The sequence below is a fragment of the Streptomyces sp. NPDC087420 genome (assembly GCF_044744165.1).
Classification (GTDB): Bacteria; Actinomycetota; Actinomycetes; order Streptomycetales; family Streptomycetaceae; genus Streptomyces.
In genome coordinates, this window is the sequence record NZ_JBIUXU010000009.1 from 170,228 (window position 1) to 190,929 (window position 20,702).

General features: G+C 71.4%; 20 protein-coding genes. 13 read left to right on the forward strand and 7 right to left on the reverse strand.

Annotated elements, in window-relative coordinates:
- Window positions 1-57 precede the first annotated feature (57 nt).
- The 3 genes from ACIO1C_RS20280 to ACIO1C_RS20290 all read left to right on the forward strand — a co-directional run bounded on the left by ACIO1C_RS20280 (window position 58) and on the right by ACIO1C_RS20290 (window position 1,831).
- Window positions 58-924 carry a phosphotransferase family protein gene (locus ACIO1C_RS20280; RefSeq protein ID WP_401865451.1) on the forward strand — a complete coding sequence of 289 codons (867 nt, stop codon included), beginning with the start codon at window positions 58-60 and terminating at the stop codon, window positions 922-924.
- A 292-nt stretch (window positions 925-1,216) separates the two neighbouring features.
- A complete protein-coding gene (locus ACIO1C_RS20285) occupies window positions 1,217-1,393 on the forward strand; it encodes a hypothetical protein (protein WP_401865453.1) in 177 nt (58 codons plus the stop codon).
- Window positions 1,394-1,525: 132 nt separating this feature from the next.
- Window positions 1,526-1,831 carry a hypothetical protein gene (locus tag ACIO1C_RS20290; protein WP_401865455.1) on the forward strand — a complete coding sequence of 102 codons (306 nt, stop codon included), beginning with the start codon at window positions 1,526-1,528 and terminating at the stop codon, window positions 1,829-1,831.
- A 115-nt stretch (window positions 1,832-1,946) separates the two neighbouring features.
- Here ACIO1C_RS20290 and ACIO1C_RS20295 read toward each other — a convergent pair whose 3' ends face one another.
- The 3 genes from ACIO1C_RS20295 to ACIO1C_RS20305 form a co-directional block, all read right to left on the reverse strand.
- Complete coding sequence (locus ACIO1C_RS20295) at window positions 1,947-3,110, reverse strand: DUF3103 family protein (protein ID WP_401865457.1); 1,164 nt, start codon at window positions 3,108-3,110, stop codon at window positions 1,947-1,949.
- Between the two features lie 228 nt (window positions 3,111-3,338).
- On the reverse strand, window positions 3,339-3,827 hold the full coding sequence (locus ACIO1C_RS20300) for a GNAT family N-acetyltransferase (RefSeq protein WP_401865459.1): 489 nt from the start codon (window positions 3,825-3,827) through the stop codon (window positions 3,339-3,341).
- Window positions 3,828-3,931: 104 nt separating this feature from the next.
- The gene (locus ACIO1C_RS20305; protein WP_401865461.1) at window positions 3,932-5,248 is read right to left on the reverse strand and encodes a cytochrome P450; all 1,317 of its coding nucleotides are present in this window, start codon (window positions 5,246-5,248) and stop codon (window positions 3,932-3,934) included.
- A 184-nt stretch (window positions 5,249-5,432) separates the two neighbouring features.
- Between ACIO1C_RS20305 and ACIO1C_RS20310 the strand changes: the two genes are divergently transcribed.
- A complete protein-coding gene (locus tag ACIO1C_RS20310) occupies window positions 5,433-5,939 on the forward strand; it encodes a DUF5949 family protein (RefSeq protein ID WP_401865463.1) in 507 nt (168 codons plus the stop codon).
- 85 nt (window positions 5,940-6,024) lie between these two features.
- On the forward strand, window positions 6,025-6,693 hold the full coding sequence (locus tag ACIO1C_RS20315) for a vitamin K epoxide reductase family protein (protein WP_401865465.1): 669 nt from the start codon (window positions 6,025-6,027) through the stop codon (window positions 6,691-6,693).
- 135 nt (window positions 6,694-6,828) lie between these two features.
- On the opposite strand, the gene ACIO1C_RS20320 is transcribed toward ACIO1C_RS20315, so the two are convergent.
- From ACIO1C_RS20320 to ACIO1C_RS20330, 3 genes are all read right to left on the reverse strand, one after another.
- Complete coding sequence (locus tag ACIO1C_RS20320) at window positions 6,829-7,119, reverse strand: hypothetical protein (RefSeq protein ID WP_401865467.1); 291 nt, start codon at window positions 7,117-7,119, stop codon at window positions 6,829-6,831.
- Between the two features lie 307 nt (window positions 7,120-7,426).
- Window positions 7,427-8,161, reverse strand: coding sequence for a hypothetical protein (locus tag ACIO1C_RS20325; RefSeq protein WP_401865469.1), 735 nt, complete (start codon window positions 8,159-8,161; stop codon window positions 7,427-7,429).
- 272 nt (window positions 8,162-8,433) lie between these two features.
- Window positions 8,434-8,673: a chaplin gene (locus tag ACIO1C_RS20330; protein ID WP_401865471.1), complete on the reverse strand. Its 240-nt coding sequence runs from the start codon at window positions 8,671-8,673 to the stop codon at window positions 8,434-8,436.
- Between the two features lie 646 nt (window positions 8,674-9,319).
- Between ACIO1C_RS20330 and ACIO1C_RS20335 the strand changes: the two genes are divergently transcribed.
- The 8 genes from ACIO1C_RS20335 to ACIO1C_RS20370 all read left to right on the forward strand — a co-directional run bounded on the left by ACIO1C_RS20335 (window position 9,320) and on the right by ACIO1C_RS20370 (window position 19,232).
- Entirely contained in the window at window positions 9,320-10,507 is a 1,188-nt protein-coding gene (locus ACIO1C_RS20335; protein WP_401865473.1) for a glycosyltransferase, read from the forward strand.
- Window positions 10,508-10,689: 182 nt separating this feature from the next.
- A complete protein-coding gene (locus ACIO1C_RS20340) occupies window positions 10,690-12,228 on the forward strand; it encodes a sugar transferase (protein ID WP_401865475.1) in 1,539 nt (512 codons plus the stop codon).
- Window positions 12,228-13,679, forward strand: coding sequence for an O-antigen ligase family protein (locus ACIO1C_RS20345; protein WP_401865477.1), 1,452 nt, complete (start codon window positions 12,228-12,230; stop codon window positions 13,677-13,679). Before ACIO1C_RS20340 ends, ACIO1C_RS20345 begins: the two co-directional genes overlap by 1 nt.
- Window positions 13,676-15,364 (forward strand): murein biosynthesis integral membrane protein MurJ, encoded by a 1,689-nt coding sequence (gene murJ, locus ACIO1C_RS20350; RefSeq protein WP_401865479.1) that lies wholly within the window; start codon window positions 13,676-13,678, stop codon window positions 15,362-15,364. The genes ACIO1C_RS20345 and murJ overlap by 4 nt, the downstream gene beginning before the upstream one ends.
- Window positions 15,354-16,115: a polysaccharide deacetylase family protein gene (locus tag ACIO1C_RS20355; RefSeq protein ID WP_401865481.1), complete on the forward strand. Its 762-nt coding sequence runs from the start codon at window positions 15,354-15,356 to the stop codon at window positions 16,113-16,115. The genes murJ and ACIO1C_RS20355 overlap by 11 nt, the downstream gene beginning before the upstream one ends.
- The gene (locus ACIO1C_RS20360) at window positions 16,112-17,302 is read left to right on the forward strand and encodes a glycosyltransferase (protein ID WP_401865482.1); all 1,191 of its coding nucleotides are present in this window, start codon (window positions 16,112-16,114) and stop codon (window positions 17,300-17,302) included. The genes ACIO1C_RS20355 and ACIO1C_RS20360 overlap by 4 nt, the downstream gene beginning before the upstream one ends.
- Window positions 17,299-18,003, forward strand: a complete 705-nt coding sequence (locus ACIO1C_RS20365; protein ID WP_401865484.1) for a lipopolysaccharide biosynthesis protein — start codon at window positions 17,299-17,301, stop codon at window positions 18,001-18,003. The genes ACIO1C_RS20360 and ACIO1C_RS20365 overlap by 4 nt, the downstream gene beginning before the upstream one ends.
- A complete protein-coding gene (locus ACIO1C_RS20370; protein ID WP_401865486.1) occupies window positions 18,003-19,232 on the forward strand; it encodes a GNAT family N-acetyltransferase in 1,230 nt (409 codons plus the stop codon). Before ACIO1C_RS20365 ends, ACIO1C_RS20370 begins: the two co-directional genes overlap by 1 nt.
- 69 nt (window positions 19,233-19,301) lie before the next feature.
- Here the strand turns inward: ACIO1C_RS20370 and ACIO1C_RS20375 are convergent, their stop codons facing one another.
- Window positions 19,302-20,531, reverse strand: coding sequence for a glycoside hydrolase family 26 protein (locus tag ACIO1C_RS20375; RefSeq protein WP_401865488.1), 1,230 nt, complete (start codon window positions 20,529-20,531; stop codon window positions 19,302-19,304).
- Between the last annotated feature and the right edge of the window lie 171 nt (window positions 20,532-20,702).

The window sequence follows — 20,702 nt, forward strand, 5'->3', positions numbered from 1 at the left end:
CGCGCCTGACGCAGAAATCGAGGAGACTACCGGCTGCCGGTACGCCAGGATCTGGGAATGGAGATGTCCAACGTTACGCGTGCGAAGGCGGCTGCGACTGCGGTCGCCGTATCGCTCGGCCTGCCCGTCAGCGACGCAGTCGTGCTCCACAACTCGAACAAGCTGGCCCTGCGGCTGACGCCATGCGACGTCTTTGCCCGAGTCGCCCCTGTGGGGCAAGAGGTTGCACAGTTCGAAGTCGAGCTCGCTCGGCGGCTCACCGAGGTCGGAAGCCCGGTGTGTCCCCTGGAGCCCCGGGCGGACCCGGTCGTGTACACCCGCGATGGCTTCGCCGTGACGCTGTGGATCTACTACGAGCCCGTGACACCTCACCTGTCACCAGTCGACTACGCCCAGGCGCTTGAGCGGCTGCACGCCGGCATGCGCGAGGCCGAGGTGCCCAGCCAACGGTTCACCGGCCGCATCACGGAGGCAGAAGACGTCGTTGCCGACCCGGAACGTTCGCCGGAGCTCGCCGACACAGAGCGCGTCTTCCTCAGCGGCAGACTCGCAAGCCTGCGCAAGGCGATCGAGGAGCGCGGCGCCGTGGAGCAACTGCTCCACGGCGAGCCGCATCCAGGCAATGTGCTCAGCACGGCAAACGGCCCGTTGTTCATCGACTTTGAGACGTGCTGCCGTGGACCCGTCGAGTTCGACCTCGCCCATGCTCCCGAGATGGTCTGCGGGCACTATCCGAACCTCGACCAAGGGCTGCTGGACGAGTGCCGCGAGCTCGTCCTCGCGATGGTCGCAGCCTGGCGTTGGGAGCTGGGCGACGAGTTTCCGAACGGGAGGCTCAACGGAGAGGCGTTCCTGCGCGCACTGCACGACGGACCTCCCTGGCCGACACTCGACACGATGAACAAGCGACTGGGCGCCCAGTAGAAATCACCCAAAGCCACTCGAAGGCGACAAGGAACCGAACGGCGAGGCTCCAAGATCCTTCAGAGGGAGCGGGCGGGCCGCGGCGGTGGCGGACGGCTATGGCCGGGGCTGGGTGAACGAGCCCTGCTCGATCTCGACGAGGATCCCGCGGTCGGTCAGCCGCTTGAGCTTCAGGCGAAATGTTGTTGACGTTGTTCGGCTCGATCGTCAGGTCCATCGCCTCGCAGATCTGCCGCGCCCGCAGCGGATGGTCAGCGGCGGCGAACACCGCCATGATCTGCTGGTAGGCCGCATGATCCGGCAGTTTCGGTGCCGGGGGCGCGGGCGGCTGCGGATCGGGCAGCGTCAACTCCCCGCCGGTCATGCGGTGCGCCAGGCGGGCGTGGTCGCCCCGGTCAGCCTGCGCACTATCACCGCGGTCATCGCCCAGTACACCCGCGACTCCGAACTGCGGGGCAGGTGCTCGTAGTCGCGCACCAGCCTGCGGTAAAATATCAAGATCCCTAAGGTGCGCTCCCCTACCCACCGCTTGGCCCGGGGAACGAACCCGCTCTGCGCGGGGTTGCGCTCCACGACCTCCACCGCGATGCCCACCTTCCCCATGCGCGAGGACAGCGTTCTTGAAGCCCTGATCGACCAGGGCCTTCTCCACGGTGTCGGTGTCGGCGACGACCTTGTCCAACAGTGCGATCCCGAGGGCGTTTTCGTGCGCGGACGCGGCCGCCACGACCACCGCGATTACCAGCCCCAACGCGTCAACGGCCAGGCCGAGCTTGCGGTTCGGCGCATTTGCGCCGCATCACGTCCCGTCGACACAGCGGGCACTCCGGCCGACGCGTGCACAATCTGCGTATCGAGCACCACCAGGCTCGGGTCCGCCATCCGGCCCATCATCTGCCGCACCTGAAGACAAAACACCTATGCGCTCACGTATCGCCCTCTGAGAGGGAGGGAAGGGGCCGTTGCCCTCGGGGAACGGTCCCTTCCCTCCCTCTCGCCGTACCGTGGGGGAGAGAGTCGGGCTAGGACTGGGTGACGAAGTACGGGGTCACCGTCAGCCAGCCGTTGGCCCGGGCGCCGTTGAGGCGGCCTGTGGAGGTGTTGGCCAGGGTGTACCAGGAGTCCACGTAGTCCGGGTCGTTGGTCCACCAGGAGACGGGGATCGCGTCGAGGATCGCGTTCACCAGCGGGATGTAGGCACCCAGGTCGGTGATGGTGAGGAGGGCGTCCGCCAGGGCCTTGGCCAGGGCCTGGTAGTTGGTGTCGCCGTCGTCCTCCATCATCACCACGTCGGCGAGGTTGTACTTGTACGAGGACCAGTTGACGAGAATCTGGTTCGGGTAGTACGTGGTGCCGTCGTTGTCCAGGTACGGCATGTCGACCGTGTCGACGCGCACCTTGCCGTCGAAACCGAAGCCGCTGACGATCGAGAAGACCTCGGCGTCACCCGAGACCCAGGGCTCCTCGTCGCTCGACAGCTGGACCGAGTCGATTTTGGTCGTCCAGAAGCCTGCCGCCGCCGACCGGGTGGGCGAGTTGGGGGCGGTGGAGGGCTTGGGGGTGGTCAGGCCCCGGGTTGTCAGTTCCTTGTTGAGCGTTTTCAGGCCTGCTGCCATGGCCCGCGACACGTCGATGTCCACCACGTAGACCGGGCGGTCCGGCGTCCGTCGGGCGTCCAGGGTGTGGGCGCGGCCCCGGCTGTCGTACGCGGTGATCGTCTCCGCGCTGTCGTCCGTGGTGGCCGCCGCGACCAACGGGGCCGTACCCGAAACCAGTTCGTCCCGCATCGACGGGGCGGCCAGGCGCAGGCGCAGCAGGGAGCCCGTGTCGGCGGCCAGGCCCTTGGCCTCCGCGATGCGTCGGTCGGCGGTGGCGATCGCCGGTTCCAGGGCGCCGCCGGCCCGGGTTGTGGTCCGGCCGGTCAGCGCGCGGAGGTCGATCTGGTCCGAGGCGAGCGCGGCGGTACGGACCTGGGTCCGCCAACTCCCCTCGCTGAGCGACTCGGCGAAGGCGCGGGCCGTGCTGTCCTCGATGCGGCCGACCGTGGAGGGGGAGGTGGAGGTGGACGGTGAGGAGGTTGGCGCGGCGCCTGCCGTCGGCGACGCCACCCCTTGCAGGGTGGCGACAGTGGCGGCGCAGAGTGCGAGAGCGAGGGCACTGCGGCGCGTGCGGGACGTGCGCGACATGCGGGACGGGCTCAAGCGATCCTCCTGGAGGCTGGCCGCGTGCGCCTCTCGACGCGGCGGCGGTAGGGGGCGTTCAGGACTGCGCCGGATCTGTGGAGCTGCGGATCTGTGGAGCTCTGGAGTTCTGGAACTCCGAGGCTGTGGAGCTGTGGATCTATGCGGGTAGACCACGCTCCAAAAGCATGTCCGTAGCATGTCAAATCTGCAAGGGCGCCTCGGTGAACAACGTCAGAGCGCCAGGTGCATGACGTGCAGCCCCACATACCCCTTCGCCGGGTGCCGGAACGCCCCCGGCACTGTGCCGACCACCTCGAAGCCGAGCGAGCGGTACAGCCTCACCGCGTACTCGTTCGTCTCCACCACCGCGTTGAACTGCATCCCCCGGAACCCCGCCGCCCGCGCCCACTCCACCGTGTACTCACACAGCGCCCGGCCCACACCCCGCCCCGCACGCGCCGGATCCACCATGTAGCTCGCGCTCGCGATGTGCGAACCGTTGCCCATCTGGTTGGTGTTCATCTTCGCCGTGCCCAGGACGGCCCCGGCGTCGTCGACGGCGACGACCGTACGGTTCGGGGCCGGCAGGAGCCACATGTCCCGCCCGCCCTCCTCCGTCAGGTCGGTCGCGTACGTGAAGGTGTCGCCCGCAGCGACGATCTCCTGGAAGAAGGGCCATATGGCGGGCCAGTCCGCCGCGGTGGCTTCTCTGATCAACATCCGCACACCATGGCATGTACGGCGCGCGGACGCCGAGCGGTTTTTGGTACGGAGAGACTGAGAGGGCCGAGAGGGCCGAGAGGGCGGGGCACGCGCCGCGCCCCTCACCCCTTCCCGACCGCGTACGGCATCGACCGCACCCGGTTGTCGAAGTTCGACGGGACCAGGACCGGCGCGGCCGTCGCGCGCAGGTCGGGTGCCCGCGTCAGCAGTTCGCGGAACAGCGCCTTCATCTCCTGCTTGGCGAGGTACGTACCGAGGCAGTAGTGCGGCCCCCCGCCCCCGTACCCGACATGGGGGTTCGGGCTCCGGGTGATGTCGAAGGCGTCCGGGTCGGTGAAGACGGTCTCGTCGCGGTTGGCCGACGCGTAGAACAGGACGGCCTTGTCGCCCTTGCGGAAGGTGTGGCCGTTCATCCGGTGGTCCCGGGTGAGCGTGCGCCGGAACTGGATGATCGGCGTTGAGTGCCGCACGATCTCCTCCGTCGCGCCGTCCGCGTACCGGTCGAAGTCCTCCATCAGCAGAGCCCGTTGCTCCGGATGGCGGGTCAGCAGGTCCAGGCCGTGCGCGATGGCGTTCCTGGTCGTCTCGACCCCCGCGACCATCAGGAGGGAGAAGAACGCGCCCAGTTGGCGATCCGTCAGTGCCTGGCCGTCGACGTCGGCACTGACCAGCATCGAGACCAGGTCGTCGGTGGGGTTCTTACGGCGTTCACGGCCCAGGTCCGCCACCATGCCCTGCATCGAGGCGAGCGCCCGCAGACCCTTGCCCGGCATCCGGAACCGGTCGCGAGCCGCCCGCGCCACCCCCGTGTCACCCGAGGCGCGGTTCACCTGGCCGAGGATCGCCGGCCGTTCCTTCTCCGGGATGCCCATCAGATTGCAGATGACCTCGAACGGCATCCGGGACGCGACCGCCGTGACGAAGTCCCCCGGCCGGTCGGAAAGAACCGCCCCGGCACCTCCGTCCGCGAGCACGTCGTCCACGATCCGGGCCGCCACCGCCCGGATGTCCTCCTCCGTCCGCCCCAGGATCCGCGGAGTGAAGGACCGGGAGACGATACGGCGCAGCTGCGCGTGGAGCGGGCCGTCCAGATTGACCAGGGAGTCGCCGAACAGCGCGCGCACCCAGCGGGCCGGTTCGGGTGTCGTGGCGCCCGGCGCGCTGGCGAACACCTCGGGGTTACGGCTCGCCTCGACCACGTCCGCGTGTGTGACCAGCGCGTGGAATCCCCGCTCCCGCCGGCCCCGCCCCTTTTCCCGCTCCACGAAGTACTGAGGTGCGTCCCATTGACGCAGAAGAGCGAACGCGCGCAGGCGTTCGGCGTGCGGAAGTTGCCAGAACGACGGATCCCCGAGATCCGGTCTCGGTCCTTCCGGCTTTTCTCCCCCTACCGCGGCCTGTTCTGCCAGCGTGGTCATGGGAATTCCTCTCGGGTCGGGGTGTGGTCAAGGAGCTTGCCACGAAGAGGAGGCTCCAGCGCGGGACCAACTCTCGTACACGCGGGACCAACTCTCGTACAGGAGAACGAAATAGGAGTGCGCTCGCCCACTCGGGTGACGCGGACTCACGAACATTCCCCGCGGGCCGCTACTGTGCGGAAGCATGACCACTCCCCACACCGCCGCGAACACCCTTCGGTACACCCCTCTCCTGGGCACCCTTTCGGTGATTCCCTGGACCAGCGATCCCGCCGCCGAAGAACGCAACGCGCCTTATCTGCTCGCCTATTCACTGGGCGACGGCCGCGAGGGTCCGGAGGTCGGCGAGGAGACCATGCGGACCGTCCTCGGCGAGGTCGGGCTGAAGCCCGGAGGCGATCTGGTGGACGTCTCCCGCAATCCCGGCCTCGGGATCAAGCTGCTGGTCGAGGCGGGTCGGGCCGTCCTGACCATGCCGTACCTCAACGCGCAGTGCCCCGTCCCGCCGGAGTGGGAGGAGGACGCGCGCGAGATCGGGCACGTCTACTTCATGGTCGCCACCCGGCCGTGGACGTCGGGGACGCCCGGAAAGCCCGTCACCGAGGAGCGGTTGCGCGCCTTCATCGGGGACGACGAGGTGCTTTCCAGCGCCGCGCACTGCCTGCTGCCGGTACGGAGCCTGCGCGGCTGAGACGGCGCCGGGTGGCGGGAGTGGAAAGCATCGCCTCACGCACGGAGCGCGGAAAGCATCGCCTCACGCAGGGAGCCTGAGAAGCATGGCATCAGCACTGGTCGGCAATGCGACAGCCGGCGAAGGAAACAGGAAACACGCCAAGGACGAGACGGCGGCGGCGGACGGAACGGGCCTTTCCCCGGGCGGTGTCCGGGCGTTCGCGGTCATGCTGGTGATCACCGGTGCGATGGGGCTGCTGGCGGCGTGGGTGATTACGCTGGACAAGTTCAAGCTGCTGGAGGACCCGAATTTCACGCCGGGGTGCAGTCTGAATCCGGTGGTGTCGTGCGGGAACATCATGAAGAGCGCGCAGGCGTCGGTCTTCGGGTTCCCGAATCCGATGCTGGGGCTGGCGACGTATCCGGTGGTGATGGGGATCGGTCTGGCGCTGCTGGCCGGGGCGCGCTATCGCCGGTGGTTCTGGCTGGGGCTGAACGCGGGCACGCTGTTCGGGGTCGGATTCTGCACCTGGCTCCAGTACCAGTCCCTCTACAACATCAACTCGCTGTGCCTGTGGTGCTGTCTGGCGTGGGTCGGCACGATCGTCATGTTCTGGTACGTGACCTCCCACAACCTCCGCCACGGGATCATCCCCGCCCCCGCCGGGCTGCGGAGCCTGCTGGGCGAGTTCACGTGGGTTCTGCCCGTGCTGCACATCGGGATCATCGGGATGCTGATCCTCACCCGTTGGTGGGACTTCTGGATCAGCTGACCGACCGCTGATCAGGTCGGTACGACCAGGCTGATCAGGTCGGTACGAGCAGTTCGGCCCCCGGCCCCGGCGAACGGGGCGGGGGCCGGTACGGCGAACTTGGCGGCGGCGAACCGCGTTCCGGAAGGTCCGGTGCTACTTGCCCAGCGCCTTGCCCAGCGGGATTCCACCGAGCAGCTTGTTGCCCTTCGACTTGCTCAGGGTCGCCGCGGTGTCCTTGACCGCGTTGACGAGCGAGCCCTTGTTCTTGGAGTCGAGCGCGTTGGTGTTCAGCGGCGAACCGCTGCGCAGCCCCTCACTCGCCAGGGTGTTGACGGCGCCGTTCAGGCTCATCGAGGAAGAGCCTTCGGCGGCGAAGGCGGGGCTGGCGGCACCCAGCGCCATCATGGAACCGGCGACGACCGCGGCGACCTTCATGGGCTTCATTCTTGAATCCTTCTTTCAGCGATGTCAGTTGCGAGGCGGGGAGACAAGCGGCGGGACAAGCGGCAGGACGGGCGGCGAGACAACTCACCTTTCGTACGGGCCTCTTGGAGGTTTCGCTTGCGTGGCCTCGTCATGGGTAACGATTCCCGGACGCGCCGGAAACTCCGTGCGGAAGGAATTCTGGGCAGGCCACCCGAATGAAGGGGACTCGGCCTATTCTCGTATCAAATCCCCCGCGCCCGGACCCCTCACTGAGGGGCCCGGGCGCGGGAGGGTGTGACGGCCCGCTCTCACGGGCGGGGGACGCTCAGGAGGACTGCCCCGGGGTCACCGGGAGCTGAGGCACCGTGGGGACGGTCGGGAGCTTGGGCGCGCCCGGGGTGGCGGGCAGCGCCGGCAGGTCGGGCAGGACACCGCTCAGCAGGTTCGTGAGCAGGGTGATGAGCGACGCGAGTACGGCCTGGATCTGGGCGAGCACGTCAGCCGGAGCCGCGGCGGCGGTGGCCTTGACCAGGCCGTCCGTCGACTTCCGTACCGCCGCGAGAGCGTCGCTCTTCGCGTCGGCCGGGAGCGTCTGGAAGTGGTCGTCCGCCTGCTCGGGACCGGGAACAGCCGGCTTGGGAGCGAGGGGGGCGATGGGAGTGCCGGGAACGATGGGAGTGCCGGGAGTGACGGGAGCGGCCGGGGCCGCCTTGCCCACGAGCGCCAGCGCGTCCTTGATCGCCGCCGAGTGCTTGGCCGCGTCGGCGGCCGGCAGCTTTCCGTTGTCGGCCTTCAGCACCTCGGTGACCAGCGCGGTGACGGGCGTGAGGACGCCGGCCACCTCGGTCAGCGGCTTGACCTGCTTGCCGAGGGCGTCGGCGGTGGGGAGCGGCGCGCGAGGGGTGCCGACGCCGGCGTCGTGACGGGCGGAGAGGGCCGACCCGAGCGCGGCGGCTTCGGTGGCGGCGTGGGAGGCGGCGACGGCCGGGCCCGCGGTACCGAGGATCAGCGTGGCGCAGACGGCGGCGGTGGCGGCGCGACGTGACAGCAGGGGACGCATGCAGGTGTCCTTTCGGGGGTGCGTCGGGAACGTTGGTTTCACCGTGGGTTCCACGACTGCGGCCCGCAACCGATCGGGCAGCTGACGCACTGTCGGCCGACTGGTGGTCGTACCTCCCCTGACCTGGTACGACCTGTCACCGCCCGGCGCCACGGCGGTCGGCGCCCCGCCGCCGAAAGGGTGGCGGGGCCACACCCGTACAGCGGAAGAGCCGCCCTTCCCCCCGAGGGGTGGGCGGCTCTTCCTGGCGTCGAAGACGAAGTGACCAGAGGTCAGGCGTTGACGCAGGTGTTGCCGAAGGTCGGGTTGAGCAGGCCGATGACGTCGACCGTGTTGCCGCAGACGTTCAGGGGGATGTGGACCGGGATCTGGAGCAGGTTGCCGGAGAGCACACCGGGGGAACCGACGGCCGCGCCCGCCGCACCGGCGTCGGCAAAGGCAACGCCGGACGCACCGGCGACGGCGGCGGCAGCCGCGGTGGACAGAACAACAGCCTTGGCGATACGCGACATGGGGGAGGGCTCCTCGGTGATAAAGGGAACGGCATGGCGGGCGCAGTTGCCCGACTCATCCATCAACGCAGGAGCAGGCCATCGGTTGCGCGCCCGAATGAGTGAAGCTCGCCTGTCGGCCGGGCACGCGCGGACACAAAACGTGCCCGTGCCCGATAGCGGGGGTTGTCACCGGGTCACGTGATCGGCAGTGATGCGCGGTGATGCGGGGTGATGGGCGGTGATGCGCGGTGATCGACGCGGTTCGAACAGAGGGCGAGAGAGAGGTACAGGCGACGACAGGCGAGAACAAGCGTCGACAGGGGACGGCGGGGGACCAATGAGCGTGCCTATCCCCCCGCCAATTGGCCCGAGGGCTCGGCGGCGGGGCGCCGCGGGCCGATATCCGGGACGTTTTCCGTAAACGCGAGTCCGGTTGTACGTTCAGCATTTTTCCGGGAGTTCCAGCGCGTCTGGCGTGATTTTCAGCCCGGTCTCTGTAAAGGTTCCCGGGTGTTTGTGTATGGAATTCAGCGACACGCCCGGACCGTATCGGCATTGCGTTCGATTCGCTGTCGGGCGTGACTCCGCCCCTCCCGGTGCGTTTCTCGTAGAGGCAGCAGCACGGGGCTCGGCTCCGTGGGTCCACGAGTGGAAAGAGTTGCGCGTGCAGCCACAGCGGCACCGGCCGGGGACCGGCTTCACGGCGCTCCATCTCGTCCAGCCGGTGGACGGCGGGGTCGCGACGGTGGTCCTCGATCTGGCCGGGGCTCAGGTCGCCGCGGGGACGCGGGTGGTGGTCGCCTGTCCCGGGGAGGGACCGCTCGCCGCGGAAGCCGCCCGCAGGGGCGCGGAGGTACGGGAGTGGCGGGCCACCCGCGACCCCGGACCCGGTCTGTACGAGGAGACACGGCAGGTGGCCCGGGTCGTCGAGGACGTACGCCCCGATCTGCTCCACGCCCACAGCGCGAAGGCCGGCCTCGCCGGACGCCTCGCCGTCCGGGGCCGTGTCCCGACCGTCTTCCAGCCGCACGCCTGGTCGTTCGAGGCGGTCGGCGGGGTGACGGGCCTCCTGGCCCGGCGCTGGGAGCGGTGGGCGACCCGCTGGACCGACCGGGTCGTCTGCGTGAGCGAGGCGGAGCGGCGTACGGGCGAGCGCGCCGGTGTACGGGCCTCCTGGGTCGTCGTCCACAACGGCGTCGACCTCGACCGCTTCCGGCCCCCCGCCGAACCGGCGGCGGACCCGGCCGCCCTCCGCGCGGCGCTCCCGCTCCTCGCCGAGCTGCCCGCCGCCGCCCCGCTCGTCGTCTGCGTCGGCCGGCTGTGCCGTCAGAAGGGGCAGGACATCCTGCTGCGCGCCTGGCCGCTGATCACCCGCCAGGTCCCGGGGGCGCGGCTGGTACTCGTCGGCGAAGGACCCGAGTCCTCGGCGCTGCGGGACGCGGCCCCGCCCTCCGTGCTGTTCGCCGGAGCCGTACCGGACACCACGCCCTGGTACCGGGCGGCCGATCTGGTCGTCCTTCCCTCCCGTTGGGAAGGCATGGCGGTCGCCCCCCTGGAGGCGATGGCGTGTGGCCGCCCCGTTGTCCTCAGTGACGTGGACGGCGCGCGCGAGAGCCTGCCGCCGGGCCGGGAGGCTCTCCTTCTCACTCCACCCGAGGACCCGCCCGCGCTGGCGGAGGCCGTGAGCGCTTTGCTCCGCGACAGGCCACTGCGCGAAGCCGTCGGCAGTCAGGGCCGCCGGCACGTACTCAGCAGTTACGACGTGCGGCAGACCGCGCGGGCCATCGCGGACGTGTACCGCGACGTGGCCGCCGTGCCGCGCCCCGAACGCAGGGAGCCGATCCCCCAGTGACCACGGAAAGCGCCAGCGTTCCCCCGCCGTCGGGGCGCGCGCGCCCGGCCGGCCCGTCCACGAGACGCCCGTCCACGGTGCGTCAGCCCTCCGGCCGTCAGGCACCCGGCCCGCATCCTCCTGGGCGCCGGCCCCGGGGGCGGATCTCCGTCGCCGTCCCGCGCCGGGACACGCCCGACCGCGTGGCGGTGGCGTCCCGCCGTCCGGCGGGTGCCCCGCTCCGCTTCCGGCTGCCGCTCCTCGCGGGCGACTCGCTCGCCGCCGTGCTCTCCACCGCCTTCCTCAGCGAGGAGCAGCGCGACGCCGTCCTGCTCCCGCTGGTCCTCTGCGTGACGATGCTGAACGCGCTCGCCGGCCTCTACCGCCCCGGCCTCGTCCTCTCCGGCCTCGACCAACTGCCCACGCTCGCCGCCAGGATCGCGGTGTCGTGGTGCGCGGTCGCGGCCGTCCTCGCCGGGTTCCTCCCCGGCCACGCCCTCGGCCTCCTGGCCCTCCTCGCGGGCGGCGCCCTGCAACTGGCCACCGCGTGTGTCTGCCGCTCCTTCGTCCACGGACGCCGTCGCGCGGCGGCACGCAACCGGCCGCGCTCCACCCTTGTCGTCGGTACGGTCCCGGCGGCGCGGCGCGTGGCCGCGCTCCTCGCCCAGCACCCCGAGTACGGCCTGCGGCCCGTCGGGATCGCCGCGCCCGCGCACGAGGAGGGCGGGGACGGGGGCACCCTGCCCGTCCTCACCTCCACCGAGGAGATCCACCGCGCCGTCATCCAGAACGGGGTGGCCGAGGCGGTGTTCGTCGACTCCGGTACGGGCTCCGGTACGGGCTCCGCTACAGACCACGGCACCGACCTCGCCATCGGCACCGACCTCGCCATCGGCTCCGTCAACGGCTCCGCCTCCGGCCTCGGCATCGCTTCCCCCGACGGAACGGGCACGGGCACGGACGGCTCCGAGCGCTGGGACCGCCCCGCGCTCGTCGGCCTGTTCCACGAGTACGGCTGCGCCACCTGGTTCGTCGGTACGGGCCCGTGGGAGCCGGCCCTCGCGAAGGGCGGCGCCCCGGTCGGCGGTACCGCCGGGTCCGGCCACATGGCCCGGCACGTCTGGGGTTACGCCGGCCGCCGCCTGGAGCCCCCGGCCGCGCGCCGGCGCGGCGCGCTCGCCAAACGCCTGCTGGACGTGGTCATGACGGCCCCCGTCCTGCTCGCCGTCTCCCCGCTCCTGCTGGCCTGCGCCCTCGCGGTCCGGTTCTGCGACGGACCGGGCGTGCTGTTCCGCCAGGAGCGCGTCGGCCAGGACGGCCGCCCCTTCACCCTGCTCAAGTTCCGTACCCTGCGCGCCGATCCGCACGAGGCCGCCACCCGCTGGAGCGTCGCGGGCGACCACCGGATGAGCGCGGTGGGGAACTTCCTTCGCCGCACGTCGATGGACGAGCTGCCGCAGCTGTGGAACGTCCTGCGCGGTGACATGAGCCTGGTCGGCCCGCGTCCCGAACGCCCGTACTTCGTCGCCAACTTCAGCAAGACACACCCCGGGTACGCGGCCCGCCACCGGATGCCCGTCGGCATCACCGGTCTCGCGCAGGTGCACGGGCTGCGCGGCGACACCTCGATCGAGGACCGGTCGCGCTTCGACAACCACTACATCGACAACTGGTCGTTGTGGCAGGACGTGTGCATCCTCCTGCGGACCGCCGCGTCCCTCGTCCGCCCGGCCGGCAGCTGATGACGGCCGCCACCGCGTACCTCCCGCCGGCCGCCGACCGCCCCCCACACGACCCCCCGCGACACGACCGCCCGCCGGCCGATGTCCCCGGCACCCACCGATGGCCCGAGCCGCTGCGGAGGTTCGCCCCCCTCCTCCCCGCCCTCGCCGTCGTCGCGCTGCTCGCCGTACCCGCGCCACCCGCCGGTGACGGTTCCGCGGGTTCCGGCACCGTGGCCGACGCCGCGTCCGGGGTGCTTGTCCTCTTCTGTCTCGTACGGGTCCTGCGCGACCGGGCCCGCCCCCTGACCCGTACCGCCGCGCTGGTCCTCGGCCTCCCCGTCCTCGGCGTGTCCGTCGCGTCGATCACCTCCCACGACCCCGCCGCCAGCCTGCCCGGTGTGGCCCGCTACCTCCAGATCTTCGTCCTCGTCCCGGCCGCGCTGCTGCTGCTCCCGCGCGACCGCCGCGACTTCCGCGTCGTCGCCGGGGCCGTCGTGGTCCTCGGACTCGGGCAGGGCTCGCTCGGGGTCGTGCAGTACCTGACCGGCACCGGCGCCTCGTACATGGGCGAGGACATCCGCGCGGTCGGCACGTTCGGCGCGACGGACGTGATGGGCATGGCGACCGTCGTCGCGTACGCCCTGGTCATCGCCGTCGGGTACGCGCTCGGCGAGGACCGGGACGTGACCGGGCGGCAGCGCGCGGTGGCGCTGGTCTGCGCCGGGCTGCTGTTCCTCCCGCTCGTCCTGTCGTTCAGCCGGGGCGCCTGGATCGCGACCGCCGTCGCCCTCCTCCTCCAGCTGGCGCTCTCCGGAGTGCGCCGGGCCACCCGGGTCGTCCTCGCCGCCGCCGCGCTCGGCGTGGTGCTCGTCGGCGGACTCGGCATCGGCTCGCAGATGATCACCGAGCGGCTGAGCAGCATCACCCAGGTCGCCGACGCGCCCGACCAGTCCGTCACCGACCGGTACACGATGTGGGCCGCCGCCACCGACATGTGGCGCGAGCGGCCCGTCACCGGGGTCGGGCTCAAGGGCTTCCCCGCGTACCGCGACAGCCACTCCTCGCTGGCCCTCTCCGCCGCCAGCGACACGGCGGGCGCGGGGGCGGGCTTCCAGCGCCAGCCGCTGCTCTCCCCGCACAACATGTACCTGCTCGTCCTCAGCGAACAGGGCCTGGTGGGCGTGGTCGCGCTCGCCGGCAGCTGGGCCGCGCTGCTGGTGTGCGTGCTGCGCCGGGTGCCCGCCGCCCGCCGCTCCGGGGCCGGCGCCGGACCGGGGCTGGTGACCGGCGGGCTGCTGGTCTGGCAGTTGGTGGACTTCGGGTACGCGGACATCGGCGGCCCCTCGACCGTACTGACCGCCGTGATGCTGGGCCTCGCCGCCTGGTGGGGCCTGAACCGGGCCGCCGTACCGACGGACCACCAAGTCCCCGACGACCACCGAGCGAACAGCGGGGCTGCCCAGGCGTGAGTGAGACCAGGCAGTCCCTTCCCGGGGTCCCCCCGCAGCCCGTCCCGCCCCGCGCGGCCACCGGAGCCACCGGGGAGACCGGCGCGAGCGGCACGAAGACCGGCGAGTCCGGCGCGAGCGGTGGCCTCTTCTCCGGGAAGTTCCTGGCGCGCGCCGCCTTCCTCACCGCCCTGCTGACCGCCGCCGGCGCCCTCCTCGGCCTCCTCCGCGACCAGACCATCGCGCATCTGTACGGAGCCGGCCCCGACACCGACGCCTTCCTCGTCGCCTGGACCGTGCCCGAGGTCGCCTCCACGCTCCTCATCGAGGACGCCATGGCGCTCATCCTCGTCCCGGCGTTCAGCCTCGCGCTCGCCCGCCGCGCCTCCCACCAGGCCCCGGAGCCCGATCCCGTACGGGTCCTGATGCGCACGACCCTGCCCCGGCTGTTCCTCGCCCTCACCGCCGGGGCCGCCCTGCTGGTGGCCGCCGCCCCCTGGGTCGTCGCCGCCCTCGCGCCGGGACTGCCCGAGCCGCAGGTCGCCGTCGACTGCACCCGGCTGACCGCCACCTGCGCCTTCTCCTTCGGCCTCGCCGGATACATGAGCGCGGCGCTGCGGGCGCACGGCAGCTTTGTCGCGCCCGCGATGATCTACACCTCGTACAACGTCGGCATCATCACGACGATGCTGCTCCTCAGCGACCGGCTGGGGGTACGGGCCGCCGCCGCCGGGGTCGCGGCCGGCGGCGTCCTGATGGTCCTCGTCCAGGGCCCGGCGCTGTGGCGCAGGCTCAAGGAACGCCGGCCGGTGACCGGGCGGGAGCCCAAGGGCACGCCCCGGGTGCCGCCCGTCGCGATCGGACTCCTCGCGCCCGTCATCGTGTTCGCGCTCAGCCGCCAGTCGCAGGTCCTCATCGAGCGGTTCCTGGCCGCGCCGCTGCCCGCCGGGGCCATCTCGCACCTCAACTACGCGCAGAAGGTCGCGCAGATGCCGATGGTGCTCTCCCTGATGCTCTGCACGGTCACCTTCCCCGTGGTCGCGCGCGCCATGGCGGCGGGGGAGACCGACCGGGCGCGCCGCCGTGTCGAGCGGGACCTCGCGATGGCCGGGATCATCGTCCTGGTCGGTGCCGCGACCGTCATCGCCTGCGCGCCGCAGATCATCGAAGTCCTCTTCCAGCGCGGCGCGTTCGACCACGCCGACACCGCCGCCACGGCCGCCGTGATGCGGGTGTACGCGCTCGGCCTGCTCGGCCACACCCTCGTGGGCGCGCTGGTGCGCTGCTACTTCTCCGCCGCCCGCCCCCTCTGGTTCCCGGCCCTGGCCATGCTGGCCGGCCTCGCCCTCACCACCGTCGCGGGCGCCCTCCTCGTCCAGGTCTGGGGCGTCCTCGGCATCGCCGCCGCCAACGCGCTCGGCATCACCGTCACCGCCGTGCTGCTCCTGCACGGCGTCGCCCGCCACAGCGTGCCCGTCAGGACCCGGTACATGACCGGCGCCCTGGTCAAACTCATCGCCGCCGCAGCGGCCTCGACCGGCTCCGGCTGGCTGTGCGGCGTCCTCGTCCCGTCACCCGTCCTCGGCGCCACGTCCGCGTTCGTGGTGATCGCCGTCGTGTTCCTCGGGATCGCCCGCGCGCTGCGGGCCCCCGAGATCGACACCGTCCTCCGTCCCGTCACACGAAAGCTCGCTCATGCCCGCTGACACAGCGTCCGCAGGCCCCTTGTGGGCAGTCATGTACCACTCGGTCGCCGACCGCACGGACGACCCCTACCAGGTGACGGTCTCGCCCGGACGTCTCGAACGCCAGCTCAGGTGGCTGCGCCGCCGGGGACTGGCCGGCGTCGGCATGGCGCAACTGCTCCGCGCCCGCGCCGAGGGCCGGGGCTCCCGGATGGTCGGACTGACCTTCGACGACGGGTACGCCGACTTCAACGAGGCGGCCGTGCCGCTCCTCCACCGGTACGGCTTCACCGCCACCGTCTACGTCCTGCCCGGCCGCCTCGGCGGTGAGAACGAGTGGGACAGCCTCGGCCCCCGCAAGCCCCTCCTCACCGAGGACGGCATCCGGCTGGCCGCCGAGGCGGGTATGGAGGTCGGCTCGCACGGGCTGCGGCACATCGACCTCACGGTGGCCGACGATGACGTACTGGCCGCCGAGACCGCGCAGAGCCGCGCCCTCCTCCAGGACATCACCGGCACCGAGGTGACCGGCTTCTGCTATCCGTACGGGACGGTCGACGAGCGCGTCATCGGGGCCGTACGGCATGCCGGGTACGCGTACGCCGTCGGCATCGACCCCGGCCCGCTCACCGGCCTGTTCGCCCTCCCGCGCGTCCACGTCGGCGAGAACGACACCAGCCCGCGCCTGCACCTCAAGCGACGGCTGCACCGCTGGCGCCGCGAACCGGTCCCGTACGCCGCCCCCTACGAGCCCGAGCAGGCCCGCCCATGAGAGTCCTGCACGTCATCACCGGTCTGGGCATCGGCGGCGCCGAGCAGCAACTGCGCCTGATGCTGCGGAAGCTGCCCACCGACAGCGACGTCATCACCCTCACCAACCCGGGCGCGGTCGCGCGCGGCATCGTCGCCGACGGGGTCCGCGTCCGGGACCTCGCGATGACCGGCAACCGTGACGTCGGGGCGCTGCCCCGGCTCACCGGGCTGGTCAGGCGCGGTCAGTACGACCTGGTGCACACGCACCTCTACCGCGCCTGTCTGTACGGGCGGTTCGCGGCGCGTCTCGCGGGGGTACGGGCCGTCGTCGCCACCGAACACTCCCTCGGCTCCGCGCAGATCGAGGGCCGGCCGCTGTCCACCGGGGCCCGCGCCCTCTACCTCGCGGGGGAGCGCCTCGGCACCGCCACCGTCGCCGTCTCCGCCACCGTCGCCCGGCGGCTCGAACGCTGGGGCGTACGGCGCGACCGCATCCACGTCGTGCCCAACGGCATCGAGGTCGACCGCTTCGCCTACGACCCCGCCGCCCGCCGCGACGCCCGCGAGCGCCTCGGACTGCCCCAGGACGCCTTTGTGGTCGGCGGAGTGGGGCGGCTCACCGGCAGCAAGCGGTTCGACACGCTGGTCCGGGCCGTCTCCGACCTGCCGGACGCGCGCCTGCTGCTCGTCGGCGAGGGCACCGAGCAGGTCAGGCTCCAGCGGCTGGCGTACGTGCGGGGGGCGGCGGACCGGATCCTGCTGCACGGCGCGTGCCAGGACCCGCCGCCCGACGCCTACACCGGGTCCGGGTCCTCCGTCGTCGACCCGGCCGACGGGCCCGACCTGCCCGCGCTTCTCGCCGCCATGGACGTCTTCGTCTCCACCTCCCAGGACGAGGCCTTCGGGCTCGCGGTGGTCGAGGCGCTGGCCGCCGGACTGCCCGTCCTGCACGTCACCTGCCCCGCGTTGGAGGATCTCCCCGCCGAAGCGGCCCCGGGGGCACGGCAGATCAGCGGAAACGTTCCCGAACTGATCGCGGAGCTGCGGCAGTTCCAGGAAGCGTCCCGGGGATCCGGGGTCCACCGCCTGTCCGTGCCGGACGCCGCCCGCCACTACGACATCTCCCACAGCGCCGAACAGCTGATGGCCGTCTACGAGAACGCGCTGCGCGGCCCGGCTCCCACCCGAGAAGTGAGTTGCCCATGACCAAGGAATCGAGTTCTCCGCGCCGCGAGGGCGTCCGGCCCTCGTCGGCGCCTTCGAAGTCCAGGCCGAGGTTCAGGAAGCCCCCGCTGTGGACGGTCGTGCCGGCCGCGGCGGCGATCGGCGCGCTGGCCGGCGGGGTGTACGGGATGGTCAGCACCCCGCAGTACAACGCCACCAGTTACGTCCTCGTCGTCCCGACCGAGAAGTCCGACCCGGCGGCGGCCCTCGGTTTCGCCACGGCGTACGGACGGGTCGCCTCGCAGGTCGCGATCCTCGGGGACGCCCAGGTGTGGGCCCGGGTGCCGGCCGCCACCCTCAAGGCCAACGTACGGACGTCGACCTCGCCGGACGCGCCGATGATCTCCGTCACCGCGACCTCGTCCGACGCGTCGGTCGCGGTCAGCATGGCCGACGGGGTGGCCCGCTCCCTCGTCGTCAACGGCTCGCACCTCCAGACCAGCACGAACGTCAAGGTGCTCCAGTTCTCCCGCGCCGTGAAGCCCACCGACCCGGTCTCGCCCTCCGCACCGCTGGCGGCCCTCGTCGGCGGCAGCGCGGGCGGCCTCCTCGGCGGCCTCGGCCTGCTGGTCAGGCCCAAGCGGCGGCGGACGGCCGCGCCCTACGGGTCCGTACCGAACCCGTCGGCCTCGGAATCCCCCTCGCACTCCCCCCACCCCCAGCCCCAACCGGAAACGGTGTGATGGCCACCCAACCGAAGACACGCACGACGCCCGCGTCCCCCACGACCAGGACCACGGCCCAGGCACCCGCCACGCCCGCCAGGGTCACCCCCTCCACCACCGTCTCCTCGCCCCTCGCCGGGTCCGTCTCCGGCTCGGTGTTCACCACCGAACTGGTCCGGGACATCGACGGCTTCGCCGCCCTCGCCCCCGCCTGGAACGACCTCTACCGCCGCTCCCGCACGGCCACCCCCTTCCAGAGCCACGCCTGGCTCCACTCCTGGTGGCTGTCGTACGGCACCCCGGGCCGCCTGCGCGTCGTCCTGGTCCGCCGGGGCGGGGTCCTGATCGCCGCCGCCCCCCTGATGCTGATCCACCGCCCCTTCCCCGTACTGATCCAGCTCGGCGGCTCCATCTCCGACTTCTCCGACGTCCTGCTGGACGACAGCTGCGCCGACGCCGCGGCCGCCGCCCTCGCGAAGGCCCTCGCCCGCGCGGCCCGTACCGCCGTGATCGACCTGCGGGAGGTACGGCCCGGAGCCGCGGCGGAGCGCGTCCACGCCTGCTGGCCCGGCACGCGCCGGCAACTGGCCGACTCGCCCTGCCTGGAGCTGCCCGCCGTCCCCATGGACGAGCTGCTCGGCCGCCTCGCCTCCGCCCGCGCCCAGCGCGCCCGCGCCAAGCTCCGCAAGCTCGACGCGCTCGGCATCGAGGAGCGGATCGTGCCCGAGGACGAGATCCCCGGCGCGGTCGAACGGCTCCTGGAGCTGCACCGGCTCCAGTGGCAGGGCCGCGGGGTCACCCCCGAACACCTCAGCACCCGCTTCGCCGCGCACCTGACCCGCTCGGTCCGGTCCATGGTCGAGCAGGGCGACGCCATGATCACCGAATTCCGGCTGGCCGGGGAGCTGGTCGCCTCGGACCTGACCCTCATGTCGTCCCAGCTGGCCGGCGGCTATCTCTACGGGGCCGACCCGGTGCTGCGCGCCAAGAAGGTCGACGTGGCCATGATGCTGCTGCGCACGTGCGCGCGGCAGATCAGCGCCAGTGGGCGGACGACGCTGAGCATGCTGCGCGGCAACGAGCCGTACAAACACCACTGGCGCCCGGACACCGTGTGCAACCAGCGCTTCCTCCTGGCCAGGACGTATCTGACGCCGTGGCTGCATCTGCTGGCCGCCCGCGCGGCGGGTCGTGGCCGGGCCGCCGCGCTGGTCAAACGGCTGCGGCGGGGCGGCGAGAAGGCATGACCCGGATACGGTCCGCCGTGCCGCCGCCCCGCCGCTGAGGGGGGCTGGGGGGGCTGGGGGGGGGAGACGTCAGGAGTTCTTGCGCTCCCACCAGTCGATCCGGAGGCAGAGCTTGCCGCCGAGCCAGGTCTCGACCCAGCTGCCGAGGTTCATCGGGGTGCAGGCGCCCGGTACGGGGGGCACCGGCGGGACGGGCGGGGTGGGGACGGTGGGCGTCGGGACCGTCGGGGTGGGCACGGTCGGGGTCGGGACCGTCGGGGTCGGTACGGGAGGTGTTGTCGGCGCGGGCTCCGGCAGCCGTCCGTACAGCATGGAACGGAACACCTTCGACGACTCGGGATTCTTGTCGCACTGCCAGACGCCGTGCGGGCAGTAGTCGGTGACGGTGTTGTAGAGCGGTTTGTGGGTGTCGATCCACTGGAGCATGCCACGCATATAGGTGGGGTTGTCGCCGTTCCGGTAGAGGCCCCATTCCGGATAGGAGATGACCTTCTTGTGCGCGGCGGCGAATTCCACGTGCTGTCGCAGGCCGTACGGCTCATTCACCTGCTCGTCGAAGGTCCGGCCGGGGGGCTGGTCGTACGAATCCATTCCGATGATGTCCACGACGTCGTCGCCGGGATAGCACTCGGTCCACGGAACGGCGTCCCTGCCCCGGTTCGGCGCCCAGTCGAAACGGAACTTCTGGCCGGGCACCGCGCGCATCGTGGTGACGATGTTCTTCCAGTACTTCTTCCACGACTCGGGGTCGGGTCCGCAGCGGTGGGTGTACGTGGTGCCGTTCATCTCCCAGCCGAGCACGATCACCGTGTCGGGGACACCGAGCCCGACGAGCCGTTCCGCGAGGGCCTTGAAGTGGCTGTCGTAGTTTCCCTGGGCGCCTTTGCGCAGCTCACGCCGTACGAGACCGTCTGGGACGCGGTCCTCGTTGCGCTCCAGCATCGGGACGTTGAGGACGAACAGCCGGTCGGCGCTGGCCTTGCGCCACTCCGCCCAGTCCTCGATGAAGCCGGGGCTGCCCTCGATGTTGGACCAGACGTCGCCGGGGAGGTAGGTGTGGCCGACGCGCAATTCCGTACCGCCGAGCCATTTCTGCATCTCGGCGATGCGCCGTACTCCTCTCGGCCCGTAGTCGAGATAGGCGCCGAACGCCGGCGACTGAGCCTGTGGCGGTTTCGGGTCCGGGGGGTCCACCGGTCCCGTCGTGGCGGTCGGCAACGGAAGCCCCGCGCCTGTGGCAAGAAGGCCTGCCGTGACCGCACCCAGACAGGTGCTCGCCAGCCGTCGACGTCGGGACATGTGCGCTCCTCGTGATCGAGCCTCAGCTTCCGATTGCTCAGCTTCTGGTTCAAAAGTATTTCTGATAAGCCAATGGGGAACCCGGGTTGGCTTTCCAGTAGCCCGTTCGTGCATTTGATCCCCCGCATGGGTTATCGAAATGCAGAGCACGGCAGCGCGGAGCACGGCACG